This is a genomic window from Pseudomonas sp. S04 (assembly GCF_009834545.1).
Lineage (GTDB): Bacteria > Pseudomonadota > Gammaproteobacteria > Pseudomonadales > Pseudomonadaceae > Aquipseudomonas.
In genome coordinates this window covers 4,256,334-4,270,642 of record NZ_CP019427.1, presented here as the reverse complement: position 1 = coordinate 4,270,642, position 14,309 = coordinate 4,256,334, and the positions used below count along the sequence as shown (strand labels likewise).

Here is a 14,309-nt window from a genome sequence, read left to right as displayed (position 1 = left end):
GGGTGAGGATGTTCGAGGAAGAAAACGCGCAGTGGGGGCTGGTCCATGCCCTGGTGCTGGATGGAAAAGGCGGTGCGCGTTCGATTGCCCGGACTGAACTGGATGACCTGCAACTGCAACCCCACGAAAGCCTCTGGCTGCACTGGGATCGCAGTCACCCGCAAACCCAGACCTGGCTGCGTAAATCCAGTGGCCTGAGTGAGTTCAGTTGCGACCTGCTGCTGGAGGAGAACACCCGGCCGCGCTTGCTGGCACTGCCGGACTCCGAATTGCTGCTGTTTTTGCGCGGGGTCAACCTCAACCCTGGTGCCGAGCCGGAAGACATGGTCTCGGTGCGTATCTTCGCCTCGGCCCAGCGGGTCATTTCCCTGCGCTTGCGCCCACTGCGCGCCACCGACGAATTGTTGGTGCAGTTGGCTGAGGGCAAGGGGCCGCGGACGGCTTCCGAACTGATCCTGTATATGGCCCAGTACCTCACTCACAAGGTCCAGGACCTGGTGGGCGATCTCTCGGAAGTGGTCGATGTCGAAGAAGAAAAACTGGATGCCGACGAACGGTATACCCCCGAGCACGGCTCCATTTTGCAGATCCGTCGGCGTGCCGCCGGGCTCAAGCGTTTTCTGGCGCCGCAGCGGGATATTTTCGGACAACTGACGCGGATCAAACTGCCCTGGTTTGTCGAGGATGATGGCGATTACTGGAACGAATTGAACAACAGTCTGACGCGTTATCTGGAAGAGCTGGAATTGACCCGCGAGCGGGTGGGGCTGGTGCTGGAGGCCGAAGACCGGCGTCTGAGCGTGAAAATGAGTCGCACCATGTACCGCTTCGGGATCATCACCGGGATCTTTTTGCCGATGAGTTTTCTGACCGGTCTGCTGGGCATCAACGTCGGTGGCATTCCGTTCTCCGAGAGCCCCTATGGCTTCCTGGTTGCCTGCCTGTTGATGGTCTCGGTGGCGTTGGGGCAGTGGTGGTTGTTCCGGCGTTTGCGCTGGGTATGAAGGAGCGTCATGTGACCCGGGGAATTTTGATCGCGTCTTTCACAGATATCACGAGAGGTGCGTATGCACGATCCGTTTGAACAGTCTTTGCGTGACATGCTCCAGGCATCCCCGTCCACCCGCGACGATGATGCGTGCCTGGGTCGTGTACTGAAAACCGCCAACCGCCAGGTGGGTGCCGGTGATCTGTTCAGTCTGCTGGGCCGCTGGGTGCCGGCACTGATGATTGCCCTGAATAACGGATCGGCCCATGTCTCGCCGGTTTCCCGTCGTAAACCTACCGCAAGCACTGCTGATAAGGCTGATTGAATATGGAACTTGATCTCTGGACTCAGAGCCTCGTCACGGCAATGACTGCGTTGTGGACCAAGGTAGCGAACTTCATTCCCAATCTGTTTGGCGCCCTGGTCGTGCTGCTGCTGGGTTTTGTCGTTGCCAAGTTGCTGGACACCTTGCTGTCGAAATTGTTGGCCAAGCTGGGCCTGGATCGCTTGATGGGCGGTACCGGTTTGACCAAGTTGATGTCTCGGGCGGGTCTGCAGGTTCCGATCTCGACCCTGATCGGAAAAATCGTCTACTGGTTCGTTTTACTTATTTTTCTGGTTTCTGCTGCAGAATCCCTTGGCTTGGAGCGAGTTTCGGCTACGCTCGATATGCTTGCGTTGTATTTACCGAAAGTATTCGGTGCCGCGTTGGTGTTGCTGGTAGGGGTATTGCTGGCGCAACTGGCCAATGGCTTGGTGCGCGGCGCTGCAGAAGGGGTCGGTCTGGACTATGCTGCGGGCCTGGGGCGAATCGCCCAGGGCCTGGTGATCATCATCAGTATTTCGGTGGCGATCAGTCAGCTCGAAGTCAAAACCGACTTGCTGAACCATGTGATCGTGATAGTTTTGATAACCGTTGGTCTGGCAGTCGCCTTGGCCATGGGATTGGGTAGCCGGGAAATCGCCGGCCAGATTCTTGCGGGAATCTATGTGCGTGAGTTGTATCAGGTTGGGCAACAAGTGCGTGTTGGTGAGGTCGAAGGCCAGATCGAAGAGATCGGCACGGTTAAAACTACATTGCTGACCGACGAGGGTGAGCTAGTATCACTCTCCAATCGGATCCTCCTGGAACAGCATGTTAGTAGCCGCTAACCCGGCAAACCCTGCTAATGTATGCCGCCGCGAAATGCCCGATACCCTTGGGCCGCGGCGGACATTGACCTGACTGTCGGCCCGACTTGTTTTGAATAAACCCCAATCGCTATCCACGCGCTACGACCCCCGCGAGCTCTCTGATGAGGAGTTGGTCGCGCGCTCGCACACCGAGCTGTTTCACGTAACGCGCGCTTACGAAGAGCTGATGCGGCGTTACCAGAGAACTTTATTTAACGTCTGTGCACGATATCTTGGGAACGATCGCGACGCGGACGATGTCTGTCAGGAAGTGATGTTGAAGGTGCTGTACGGTCTGAAGAACTTCGAAGGTAAATCCAAGTTCAAGACATGGCTATATAGCATCACGTACAACGAATGCATCACACAGTATCGAAAGGAACGGCGTAAGCGTCGCTTGATGGACGCTTTGAGTCTGGACCCCCTCGAGGAAGCGTCGGAAGAAAAGACGCCGAAACCTGAGGAGAAGGGTGGACTTGATCGCTGGTTGGTGCATGTGAACCCGATTGACCGGGAAATTCTGGTGCTACGATTTGTCGCAGAGCTGGAATTTCAGGAGATCGCAGACATCATGCATATGGGCTTGAGTGCAACAAAAATGCGGTACAAACGCGCTCTAGATAAATTGCGTGAGAAATTTGCAGGCATTGCTGAAACTTAGTTCGGCGCAAATATCTCTTACGTGTAGGCAAGTTCTGATAGACTTGCCGCCGAGTTGTCCCCCGGTTTGCGGGACTGCTTTACAATCACCAGATGGGGATTTAACGGATGAAACTGAAAAACACCTTGGGCTTGGCCATTGGTTCTCTTATTGCCGCTACTTCTTTCGGCGTTCTGGCACAAGGCCAAGGCGCAGTTGAAGGCGAGCTGTTCTACAAGAAGCAGTACAACGATAGCGTCAAGCACATCGAAGACGGCTTCAACCCAGGCGCTCGTATCGGTTACTTCCTGACCGACGACGTTTCGATCGATCTGAACTACGATCAGACTCACCACACCCGTTCGAACGACGGTACTGGCAACCAGAAGATCAAAGGTGACACCGGCTCCCTGCTGGGTACCTACCACTTCGGTCAGGCTGGCGTAGATTCCCTGCGTCCGTACGTTTCCGGTGGTTTCGGTCACCAGAGCCGCACCAGCGTCAAAGCTGACGGTCACAGCGGTCGCGATCAGTCGACTCTGGCTATCGTTGGTACCGGCGTTAAGTACTACTTCACCGACAACCTGTTCGCTCGTGCCGGCGTTGAAGCTGACTACGCAATGGACAACGGTAAGTGGGACTACTCCGCCCTGGTTGGTCTGGGTGTGAACTTCGGCGGCAACGCCGGCGCAGTAGCTCCAGCTCCAGTTCCGGCACCGGCTCCAGAGCCAGAGCCAGAAGCTCCAGTTGCTGAAGTGGTACGCGTTGAGCTGGACGTCAAGTTTGACTTCGACAAATCTGTTGTTAAGCCAAACAGCTACGCTGACGTGCAAAACCTGGCTGACTTCATGAAGCAGTACCCACAGACCACCACCGTGGTTGAAGGTCACACTGACTCCGTAGGTCCAGACGCTTACAACCAGAAGCTGTCCCAGCGTCGTGCTGACGCTGTTAAGCAAGTTCTGGTCAAAGACGGCATCGACGCTGGCCGCGTTAGCTCCGTTGGTTACGGCGAATCCCGCCCAGTTGCTGACAACGCAACTGACGCTGGCCGTGCTGTTAACCGTCGCGTAGAAGCGCAGGTTGAAGCTCAAGCTAAGTAATTAGCTCGCAGCTCGCGAAAAGCCCGGCTTAGGCCGGGCTTTTCTTTGCCTGCGATTTACTGCCAGGGGTTACAACGCTGCGCTGGACGGCCATGGCAACTGTGTCACGGACGCCGGCAGACTCTGATCCAGGGCTGCAGAGGCGGCCACGGCACCTATCACAAGGATCGCTGGGCTTTTTAACTGGAAGCTGTAGGCATCTTCTTGCATGGCTGTCAGGTTGCTCCGGCATTCGCGTTGGTTCGGCATTGAAGCGTTTTCAATCATTGCCACTGGCGTATCCACCGCCATCCCGCCGTCCAGCAACTGCTGGCGAATTTCCCCGAGTTTTGCCACACCCATGTAGATCACCAGGGTGGTCCCGCCCTGGGCCAGGGCGCGCCAATTGAGCTCGCTGTCGTCCTGGGTATGGGCTGTCACCAGGGTCACCCCCCGCGCAACGCCGCGCAGGGTCAAGGAAATATCGCACTGTGTGGCCCCCGCCAGGCCGGCGGTGATGCCATTGACCAGTTCGACCTCGATCTGCCGTTCGCGCAACCACTGGGCTTCTTCACCACCCCGGCCAAATATGCACGGGTCGCCCCCCTTGAGCCGCACTACGCACTTGCCTTGGCGGGCATAACGCAGCATCAGCCGATGGATAAATGCTTGTGGGGTCGAGCGGCAGCCACCGCGTTTACCCACGGCAATGACCCGCGCCTGGGGGCAATGTTGCAGCACAGCTGGGTTGACCAGGTCGTCGATCAACACCACTTGTGCTTCGCTCAATGCCCGTACCGCCTTGAGGGTCAGCAATTCAGGGTCACCCGGGCCTGCACCCACCAACCAGACTTTTGCGCTCATGTTGCATTCCTCACGAGGTGATTGCGGCTGGCCGCACTTGGGCGGCCAGCAGACGCTTGATTTCCGGGACACAGGAGCCGCATTGCGTGCCGCAACCCAGTTGTTGTTTCAGGCCTTGCAGGTCCAGGCCACTGCGAATGCCGGCGCACACTGCGCTGTGGCTGACGTTCTTGCAGTTGCACAGGGTTTTCTGCGCGCCAGAGTCGGCACCGGCAGCGCCCGGCGGAGCGCTCAGGGGGGCCAGCAGCCAGGGCCGCAGTTGCGCATCGACACGACCTTCCAGCCACAGGCTCTGCAACCAGTGCCGGGCCAGCGTTTCCCCGGCCAGGCGGATCGCGGTGATGCGCCCCTGTTCGATACGCAGGCGCTTGCCAATGGCGCGACGCGGATCGTCGTAGGCCAATACCGGGCCATGGTCCAAACCAAGGTGCAGGTCGATCTCCTGCAGCCGTTGCGGGGTCGGCGCCTGGGCGCAGGCGGCGCGTATCAGCAGTGCCGGCCGCTCACGCCCGGCAAGGCTGAGGCTGACGTAGGCAAAGTCCTCGCATAGCGGACGCAGCGCCTCGAAGTGCTGTTGAACATTGCCCTCGACCAGGGCGAAGAACTGCCACGGCAACTCAACGGCTTCAATCCGTACGCCGCTGTGTTTCAGCTCGGGCTGTTTGGACAGCGGGTCGAACGCCGGCTGGGTCAGCACGTTCACGCCGCCCTTGAGGAAGCGGTCGCCCCAGTGCATGGGTAGAAAGGCCTGCCCCGGGCGGACCGAGTCATCACTGGCGAGCTCGACGATCACGCTGCCGCGGCGACTCTTGAGGTTGACCAGGTCGCCGGCATTCAAGTGTTGGCGCTGCAGTTCATCCGGGTGCAGGCTCAGGAGCGCTTCGCTGACATGGCCAAACAGCTGCGCCGCGGTGCCGGTGCGGCTCATGCCGTGCCATTGATCGCGCAGGCGTCCGGTGATCAGGGTCAGGGGAAAGTGCGCGTCGCGTTGTTCCTTGGCCGCGCAAAACGGCTCGGCGATAAACTGCGCCCGCCCGCTAGCCGTGGGAAATATCCCGTTCACGTACAGGCGCGGCGTACCGCGGGTGGCGCCTTGTGGGAAGGGCCATTGCTGCGGACCCAGGCGGTCGAGCAAGGCGTGGCTGATGCCCGACAGGTCCAGGTCGCGTCCGCAGGTCAGCTGTTTGAATTCATCGAACAGTTGCCCAGGGTGATGGAACGCAAACAGGCTGGCCTGACCCGGACGCAGGTATTTCTCCAGGCGTTGGGCGAAATCCACAGTGATGGCCCAGTCCGGGCGGGCTTCGCCGGGTGGGGCAATGGCCCGGCGAACGTGGGAAATCCGCCGCTCGGAGTTGGTCACCGTGCCTTCCTTTTCCCCCCAACTGGCGGCTGGCAGCAGCAAGTCGGCGAAGGGCGCGGTTTCGGTGGTGCTAAAGGCTTCCTGCAACACTACGAACGGGCACGCCTGCAAGGCCGCGCGCACGTTCTGTTGGTCGGGCAGGGACTGCGCCGGGTTGGTGCAGGCGATCCATAGCGCTTTGATTGTGCCGTTGTTGACCTGCTCGAACAGTTCGATGGCGCTCAGCCCGGGAGTTTCCGGCAGTGTGGGCACGCCCCAATAGGCGGCAACCTCGGCGCGATGCCCGGCATTGCTGGCCTCGCGGTGGCCTGGCAGCAGATTGGCCAGGCTGCCGGTTTCTCGCCCGCCCATGGCATTCGGCTGACCGGTAAGGGAGAAGGGGCCTGCGCCTGGGCGGCCGATTTGTCCGGTGGCCAGGTGCAGGTTGATCAGTGCGCTGTTCTTCGCGCTGCCGGCAGTGGACTGGTTCAAGCCCATGCACCACAGCGACAGAAAGCTCGGCGAGGTGCCGACCCATTGCGCGCACTGCTGCAACTGCGCGACGCTGATGCCGCACAGTTGCGCCACCATGGGGGGCGTGTAGTCGCGTACCAGGTTCTTCAGTTCGGCCAGGCCCTCGGTGTGGGCCTGGATAAAGTCGCGGTCGATCCAGTCTTCCCACAGCAGCAGGTGCAAGATTCCGTGGAACAGCGCGACATCGGTGCCCGGCAGAATCGCCAGGTGCAGGTCGGCCAGGTCGCAGGTGTCGGTGCGCCGAGGGTCGATGACAATCACCTTCATCTGTGGCCGACGGGCCCTGGCTTGCTCAAGGCGGCGAAACAGTACCGGATGGGCGTAGGCCATGTTACTGCCGACGATCATCACGCAATCACTCAGTTCCAGGTCTTCGTAGCTGCAGGGCGGTGCATCGGCGCCCAGGCTGCGCTTGTAGCCCACCACCGCCGACGACATGCACAACCGCGAATTGCTGTCGATGTTGTTGGTGCCCACCAACGCCCGCGCCAGTTTGTTGAAGGCGTAGTAGTCCTCGGTCAGCAGTTGCCCGGAGATGTAGAACGCCACGCTGTCCGGGCCGTGCTCGGCGATGGTTCGGGCAAACACGCTGGCGGCGTGGTCCAGGGCGCTGTCCCAGGTGGTGCGGGCGCGGGCCAGGCCCTTGCCCAGCCGTAACTGCGGGTACAGCGCGCGGGCCGCCAGGTCGCCGGTCAGGTGCAGGGTCGAGCCCTTGCTGCACAGTTTGCCGTAGTTGGCCGGGTGCGTCGGGTCGCCGTTGACGCCGAGGATCTGCTCGCCGTCATGCTCGATCAGGACGCCGCAGCCCACCCCGCAATAGCAGCAGGTCGAGGCAGTCGTCTGGCGCTTCATCATGACGCTTCCTGCAGTGTCAGGTCCTGGTCGCCGGCAGCGGTCAGCGCTGGTTCGCCAAACATCAGGTGATCGCGGATCGCGGCAATGCCCTGCTGTTCGCGGATCTGCTGGAAATACCAGCCGCCATCGACGGTATCGCCGTACAGGCAGGCGCCGACCAGCACGTCATCCTTGATCACCAGTTTTTTGTAGATCCCGTCGATCGGGTCGCGCAGGGTGATGGTCTCGGTGCCTTCGCCGCCCATGAAGTCGCCAGCGGAGAACAGGTCGATGCCGGTGACTTTCAGCTTGGTCGAGGTCACCGAGCCTTTGTAGGTGGCAAAGCCCAGCTGTGCCAGGTGGTTGGCGCAGACCTTGGCCTGCTCGAACAACGGCGCCACCAGGCCATAGGCAATGCCGCGATGGCTGGCGCATTCGCCGATGGCGTAGATGCGCGGGTCATAGGTCTGCAGGGTGTCGTTGACCAGGATGCCGCGGTTGCAGGGCAGGCCGGCTTGCTCTGCGAGCTCGCTGGCCGGGCGGATCCCGGCGGCCATCACCACCAGGTCGGCAGGGATGATGTCGCCGTTCTTGAACTGCACTGAGCCGACCCGACCGTTGCCGGCGTCGAGCAGGGCCTGGGTCTGTTCGCCCAGGCGAAAGTGCAGGCCACGCTGTTCCAGGGCGGCTTGCAGCAACTGGCCGCTGGTTTTGTCCAATTGCCGTTCCAGCAGCCACTCGCCGATGTGCACCACGGTCACGTGCATGCCGCGAAGCATCAGGCCGTTGGCCGCTTCCAGGCCTAGCAGGCCGCCGCCGATGACCACGGCGTGACGGTGGGTCCGGGCGGTGTCGATCATGGTCTGAGTGTCGGCGATGTCACGGTAGCCAATCACCCCCTGCAGGGTGTTGCCCGGGATCGGCAGCATGAAGGGTGTCGAGCCGGTGGCGATCAACAGGCGGTCGTATTCGGCGCTGCTGCCGTCGGCAGCGATCACCCGGCGCTTGATCCGGTCGATCTCCACCACTTTGCGGTTGAGCAGCAAGGTGATGTTGTGGTCCTGGTACCAGGTGAGGTCGTTGAGCTCGATATCTTCGAAGGTCTGTTCACCTGCGAGCACCGGGGAGAGCAGGATGCGGTTGTAGTTGGTGTGGGGTTCGGCGCCGAAAACCGTGATGTCATACAGGTCGCTGCTCAGCTTGAGCAGTTCTTCGAGCGTGCGGATCCCGGCCATCCCGTTGCCGATCATCACCAGTTTCAATTTTTTCATCGGGTTCTCCGCAAGCTCAGGCCAGTGTCATCGGGTCGATAGGACTGGCTCGGTGTATTTCGCGCAAACAAAAAAAGGCGTCCCGCTAGTGGCCTAGCGAGGACGCCTTTGTCCTGGTCCCGTTCTCTCGGGCAGCGCACCCTTCGTCGTTGAAGGCTGGGCTTTATGTGTGGTGAAAGGGCTAATGCAGTGGTTGTGCCAAGTGGCGTAGGCCGCCGCTTTATCGGGCCCATCGCGCTGTTCGGGCGCTTCCGGCGGGGTTTTCTGCACCGATTGAAGGCGCGGCGCACAGCAATGGCGCGACGCCGACAGGGTTTGCAGGGCCCAGATTCAGTGGCGAATTAGGGAAAACAGCAGCACCAGGTTGATCATCAGCAACACCAACGCCAGGGCCCGCCAGACTTTCACCGGCTCGCGCTCCAGCAGCGGTCTGGGTCGCACGCTCAAGCTGCCGCGCTCGCCGTGTTCGAGAATCAGCAGCCATTGCTCGGCGGTTTCGTAGCGCTGGGCCGGGTCGGCATCTACCCCGCGCTCCAGGCTCTGCCCCAGCCAGTCCGGCAGGTCCGGGCGGTAGCGCTGAGCATTCACCGGCTGGCCGAAGCGCGGACGCTGGAAGGCTTCGATTTCGCCGTAGGGAAAATGCCCGGTGGCCAGGTAATACAGGGTCACGCCGACGGCATACAGGTCTTGTTGCGCAGACGGCGCCTCACCGTTGAAGGCTTCCGGGGCGATGTAGCTCGGGGTGCCGGGCAGCGCGTTGGCCTGGTCTTCGGACAAGCCCGGGCAGTACGCCAGGCCAAAATCCAGCAGGCGCAACTCACCGTCTTCACTGAGCAGCAGGTTTTCCGGCTTGATGTCGCGGTGCAGAATCTGCCGCCGATGCAACAGGCCCACCGCGCGCAACAGGCGCTCTGCCAGTGCCTGCCATTGCGCCAGCGGCAGGGGACCGTTCTGGGCGAAGGCCTGGGCAAGGGTCTGCCCCGGGTATTCGCGCATCAGGTAATACAGGTGCTGACGCTGGGTAGCCGGATGGACCTCGGGAAAACTGCGCCCGGCGACGCGCTTGAGAAACCACTCCTCCGACAGCAGGGCCTGGGCGGCCTGGCTGTCGTCGCTCAACTGCGCCGGCAAGGTTTTCAGCAGCCATGGTTGCTGCTGGTTGTCGTGGACCCGATAGATCAGTGACTGTTGGCTTTGCCCCAGCAGCTTCTCGACCTGCCAGCCTTCGAAGCGCTGGCCGGGCTTGAGGGGAGGCGGCAAGGGCCATTGCTGCAGGTGGATCAGCGCGTCGCCGATGCTCGCCTCGCCGAGGGCGTCGACCCGCACCAACAGCGCGCTGGCATTGTCCTGGCTGCCGGCCAGGTGCGCGGCATTGACCAGGGTCTGTGCCGCGCTGTGCAGGTCCGGTTGATCGCGCAGAATCGCGGCAATCGTGGTGTCGCCCAAGGTTGCCCAGACGCCATCGCTAAGCAGCACGAAGCACTCGCCGGCGCGCAACTCGCCATCGAGAAAATCCAGCACCAGGTGTTGGTCCAGGCCCAGGGCGCGTTTGAGCACATGCTGCATGCCCGGTTGCTCCCAGACGTGGTCCTCGCTGATGCGTTGCAATTGCTCGGCGTGCCAGCGATACACCCGGCAATCGCCGACGTGGGCCAGGGTGAAGCGTTGTCCGCGCAGCACCAGCGCACTGACGGTGGTGAGCAGCGGCAAGCCGCCACCGTTGGCCTGCAGCCAGCGGTTTTGCGCCAGTAGCAGGCGGTCCAGGGACTGCGCCACGCCCCAGGTCTGCGGGGTGGCGTAGTAGTCCAGCGCCAGCGCCTGCAAGGTGGTACGTGCCGCCAGCCCGCCATCGGCGCATTGGCTGACGCCATCGGCGATGGCGAACAGACACCCCTTGCTCGCGGCCAGTTCCGCGGCGGGAGTGACCAGGCGCAGGGCGTCCTGGTTTTCCTCGCGCGGGCCGATAGCGCTGGCTTCGGCAAAGCTCAATTGCAGGCTCATCGACGCCTCAGACCCGCGCGGCGGTCACGGCAGCCGAGCCCCAGGTGGTTCTCCAGCGGCGCTTGACCCCGTGCAGGCCGAACCACGCCAGGACGCCCAGGCTGGCGAACAGCCACAAGGCCAGTTGATAACTGCCGGTGCTCTGCTTGATCGCCCCCATGCCGGCGGCGAGGGCAAAACCGCCGATTCCGCCCGCCATGCCGATCAACCCGGTCATCACGCCGATTTCCCGGCGAAAACGCTGGGGCACCAACTGGAACACCGCGCCATTGCCGGCGCCAAGGCCAAGCATGGTGCAGACGAACAGCGCCAGTGCCGCGTAGGAGTTGGGCAGGTTGAAGCCGACGGCGGCAATGCACACGATCGCGACGCCGTACATCAGCAGCAGGGTGCGGATCCCGCCGAAGCGATCGGCCAGGGCGCCACCCAGTGGGCGCATCAGGCTGCCGCCAAACACGCAGGCGGCGGTGTAGTAGCCGGCAGTCACCGGGCTCAGGCCGTACTGGTCGTTGAAGTAGCCGGGCAGGGCACTGGCCAGGCCGATGAAACCGCCAAAGGTCACGCAGTAGAAGAACATGAACCACCAGCTGTCGCGATCACCGAGGGCCTTGAAGTAGTCGCTCATGGATTTGGCCTTGGGCCGTTGCGGCGCGTTTTTCGCCAGCCAGGCGAAGACGATCAAGGTCAGGATCAGCGGGATCAGGGCGAAACCGAATACGTTGCTCCAGCCAAACGCGGCTGCCAGCACCGGCGCGATCAGCGCGGCGAGCACGGTGCCCGAGTTGCCCGCACCGGCAATGCCCATGGCCTTGCCCTGGTGCTGCGGCGGGTACCACTGCGAGGCCAGGGGCAGGGCGACGGCAAACGAAGCCCCGGCCATGCCCAGGAACACCCCCAGCAGCAGGGCTTGTTCGTAGCTGTGGATGCCCAGCTTCCAGGCGCCGAACAGCGCGCAGATGACGATGACCTGGCCGATCAGGCCTGCGGTCTTGGGCGACAGGCGGTCAGCGAGCAAGCCCATGACAAAACGCAGCAAGGCCCCGGCGAGGATCGGCGTGGCCACCACCAGCCCGCGCTGTTGGGTGGTCAGGTGCAGGTCGGCGGCAATTTGCACCGCCAGGGGGCCCAACAGGTACCAGACCATGAAGCTCAGGTCGAAATACAGGAATGCCGAGAACAGGGTCGGGGTATGACCGGATTTCCAGAAGCTTGAATTCATCGCGCACCTCAGCGGTTAAGAGTCTCGAAGGAAGTCGTGAGCTTGGCGGTGGCGCGCCGCGACGGCCGCACCACCGGCCCCGGGCTGTGGGGCCAAAACGAAAAAACGCCGCAACCCGCTGCGCTTGCGCGAAAGGGGTGTGCGACGTCGTTGTCGTAGGTGGGGCAACCGCCGTTGGTTACCTGTACCGATTACTTAGCGATATCTGTGCCAACAAGTACGAGCGAGGTAAACCACTGTAGGGGCGGGTGCCCGCTTGCGGCTTGCTCGCGATGGTCGTCAACGATGACGCGCCAAGCCTGATTCAGCGCGGCGTCCTTACGTCCTTCGCGAGCAAGCTCGCTCCTACAGGTTTTGGTGGGTGCATGGGGGATCTGCGAGCGAGGTAAGCCACTGTAGGGGCGGGTGCCCGCTTGCGGTGCCCGCTTGCGGCCTGCTCGCGATGGACGTCAACGATGACGCGCCAAGCCAGATTCAGCGCGCGTTCATTCCAGCAGTTCACTCATGGCAATGATCTGCTCGGCCACCTGGATCAGCTTCTGCTGGCGGCTCATGGCCTGGCGGCGCATCAGGGTATAGGCCTGTTCTTCGTTGCAGGCCTTCATTTTCATCAGCAGACCCTTGGCCAATTCGATGCGCTTGCGCTCGGCCAGTTGCTGGTCACGGGCAAACAGTTGGGCGCGCAGGGCCTGGTCGCTTTCAAAGCGCGCCATGGCCACATCCAGGATCGGCTGCAGGCGGGCGGCATGGATGCCTTCGACGATGTAGGCACTGACGCCGGATTTGATCGCCTGGCGCATCACGCCGGGGTCGTGTTCGTCGGTGAACATCACGATGGGCCGTGGTTGGTCGCGGCTGACCAGCACCACTTGTTCCAGCACATCGCGGCTGGGTGACTCGGTATCGATCAGGATCACGTCCGGGCGCACCGTTTCGACGCGCGCGGGCAGGTCGATGGTCAGGCCGGATTCGTCGATCACCTCAAACCCGGCTTCAGTCAGGGCGGACTTCAGGCGTCCGACTTTTTTTGCGGTGTCGTTGATCAGCAGGATTCGCAACATGCTCATGCTCTCCTGTCAGGGCTGGGCGCGCAGAGTGGGGGTGTCGGTCATGGCGTGCAGGCTGAAACCGCGGGCATAGGCCGCCGGGTCCGCACCGTCCCAGATCTTGCCGTCGATCAGTTGGCTGCTGCGCATCTCATGGCTGTCCGCGGTTATGCCCAGGGCCCCGGCCGCGTCGCGGTACAGGCCCAGTTGCTGGACCTGGCGTGCCACGCCCAGGTAATCCGGATCGTCGCGCAGCAAGCCCCAGCGGCGGAACTGGGTCATGAACCACATGCCGTCGCTCAAGTAGGGCATGTTCACCTCGCCATGGCCGTGAAAACGCAGCGGGTGCGGGTCCTGCCAGCGATTGCCGAGCCCGTCGGCGTAATCGCCCAGCAAGCGCGGTGCAATGTTGTCCACCGGGGTGTCGAGGTAGTCGGCGGCGCTGAGCAACTGTGCGGTGCTGCGGCGGTTTTCCGGGCTTTGTTCGATGAACCGGCTGGCTTCCAGGATCGCCATCACCAGCGCCCGGGCGGTATTGGGGTATTGCTCGACGAAGGCGCGCGTGCAGCCGAGGACTTTTTCCGGGTGGTCAGGCCAGATGGCCTGGCTCGTCGCCAGGGTAAAGCCGAGGTTCTGTTGCACCGCACTGGCGCTCCAGGGTTCGCCCACGCAAAACCCGTCGATCCGCCCGGCCTGCAGATGCGCGACCATCTGCGGCGGTGGCACCACCACGCTGGTGACATCCTGCAGCGGATGAATACCCTGGCTGGCCAGCCAGTAATACAACCACATGGCGTGTGTGCCGGTGGGGAAGGTCTGGGCGAAGGTGAGTTTTGGGCGAGTTTGGTGCACGTGCCGATCCAGCGCCTCAGGACTGGTCACGCCCAGGCTTTGCAGGCCGTGGGAAAGGTTGATGCTCTGCCCGTTCTGATTCAGGCCCATGAGCACGGCCATGTCGGTGGCGGCCACGCCGCCGATGCCCAGGTGTACCGCGTACACCAGGCCATAGAGGCTATGAGCGGCGTCCAGCTCTCCGCTGACCAGCTTGTCCCGCAGGTTGGCCCAGGACGATTGGCGCTTGAGGTTCAAGGTCAGGCCATAAGGCTGAGCGAAGCCCTGGGTGGCGGCTACGACCACCGAGGCGCAATCGCTCAGGGCCATGAAGCCCAGGTTGATCGAGGTCTTTTCCGGCGCGTCGCTGCCGTTGACCCAGGCCAGCGGGCCGACTGATGGTTCGTTCATCGAGAGTGCACCTTGCAAAAAAAAGCGTCGCCCCGGGCCCCTGTGCAAGCCAAGTCGGATGACGACGCCATGG

At 62.2% G+C, this 14,309-nt stretch carries 11 protein-coding genes and 1 pseudogene; 5 read left to right on the top strand and 7 right to left on the bottom strand.

Annotation, left to right across the window (positions count from 1 at the left end):
* Positions 1-8 precede the first annotated feature (8 nt).
* The 5 genes from PspS04_RS18765 (at position 9) to PspS04_RS18745 (ending at position 3,904) form a co-directional block, all read left to right on the top strand.
* Entirely contained in the window at positions 9-1,004 is a 996-nt protein-coding gene (locus PspS04_RS18765; RefSeq protein WP_095165483.1) for a zinc transporter ZntB, read from the top strand.
* 63 nt (positions 1,005-1,067) lie between these two features.
* Positions 1,068-1,313 (top strand): CrfX protein, encoded by a 246-nt coding sequence (locus PspS04_RS18760; RefSeq protein ID WP_095165481.1) that lies wholly within the window; start codon positions 1,068-1,070, stop codon positions 1,311-1,313.
* 2 nt (positions 1,314-1,315) lie between these two features.
* On the top strand, positions 1,316-2,140 hold the full coding sequence (locus PspS04_RS18755) for a mechanosensitive ion channel family protein (protein WP_095165479.1): 825 nt from the start codon (positions 1,316-1,318) through the stop codon (positions 2,138-2,140).
* A gap of 91 nt (positions 2,141-2,231) precedes the next feature.
* A complete protein-coding gene (sigX, locus tag PspS04_RS18750) occupies positions 2,232-2,822 on the top strand; it encodes an RNA polymerase sigma factor SigX (protein WP_095165477.1) in 591 nt (196 codons plus the stop codon).
* A gap of 107 nt (positions 2,823-2,929) precedes the next feature.
* Complete coding sequence (locus PspS04_RS18745; protein WP_095165475.1) at positions 2,930-3,904, top strand: OmpA family protein; 975 nt, start codon at positions 2,930-2,932, stop codon at positions 3,902-3,904.
* A gap of 69 nt (positions 3,905-3,973) precedes the next feature.
* On the opposite strand, the gene cobA is transcribed toward PspS04_RS18745, so the two are convergent.
* The 7 genes and pseudogenes from cobA to PspS04_RS18710 form a co-directional block, all read right to left on the bottom strand.
* On the bottom strand, positions 3,974-4,747 hold the full coding sequence (cobA, locus tag PspS04_RS18740; RefSeq protein ID WP_095165473.1) for a uroporphyrinogen-III C-methyltransferase: 774 nt from the start codon (positions 4,745-4,747) through the stop codon (positions 3,974-3,976).
* 10 nt (positions 4,748-4,757) lie between these two features.
* A complete protein-coding gene (locus tag PspS04_RS18735; protein WP_159998884.1) occupies positions 4,758-7,475 on the bottom strand; it encodes a nitrate reductase in 2,718 nt (905 codons plus the stop codon).
* Between the two features lie 26 nt (positions 7,476-7,501).
* A pseudogene (locus PspS04_RS18730) lies at positions 7,502-8,728 on the bottom strand (NAD(P)/FAD-dependent oxidoreductase); the annotation flags it as partial.
* Positions 8,729-9,058: 330 nt separating this feature from the next.
* Positions 9,059-10,729, bottom strand: a complete 1,671-nt coding sequence (locus PspS04_RS18725; protein ID WP_159997118.1) for a bifunctional protein-serine/threonine kinase/phosphatase — start codon at positions 10,727-10,729, stop codon at positions 9,059-9,061.
* A gap of 7 nt (positions 10,730-10,736) precedes the next feature.
* Complete coding sequence (locus PspS04_RS18720; RefSeq protein ID WP_159997116.1) at positions 10,737-11,948, bottom strand: nitrate/nitrite transporter; 1,212 nt, start codon at positions 11,946-11,948, stop codon at positions 10,737-10,739.
* Positions 11,949-12,433: 485 nt separating this feature from the next.
* On the bottom strand, positions 12,434-13,009 hold the full coding sequence (locus PspS04_RS18715; RefSeq protein WP_095165467.1) for an ANTAR domain-containing response regulator: 576 nt from the start codon (positions 13,007-13,009) through the stop codon (positions 12,434-12,436).
* A 15-nt stretch (positions 13,010-13,024) separates the two neighbouring features.
* Positions 13,025-14,236 carry a CmpA/NrtA family ABC transporter substrate-binding protein gene (locus PspS04_RS18710; RefSeq protein WP_159997114.1) on the bottom strand — a complete coding sequence of 404 codons (1,212 nt, stop codon included), beginning with the start codon at positions 14,234-14,236 and terminating at the stop codon, positions 13,025-13,027.
* Between the last annotated feature and the right edge of the window lie 73 nt (positions 14,237-14,309).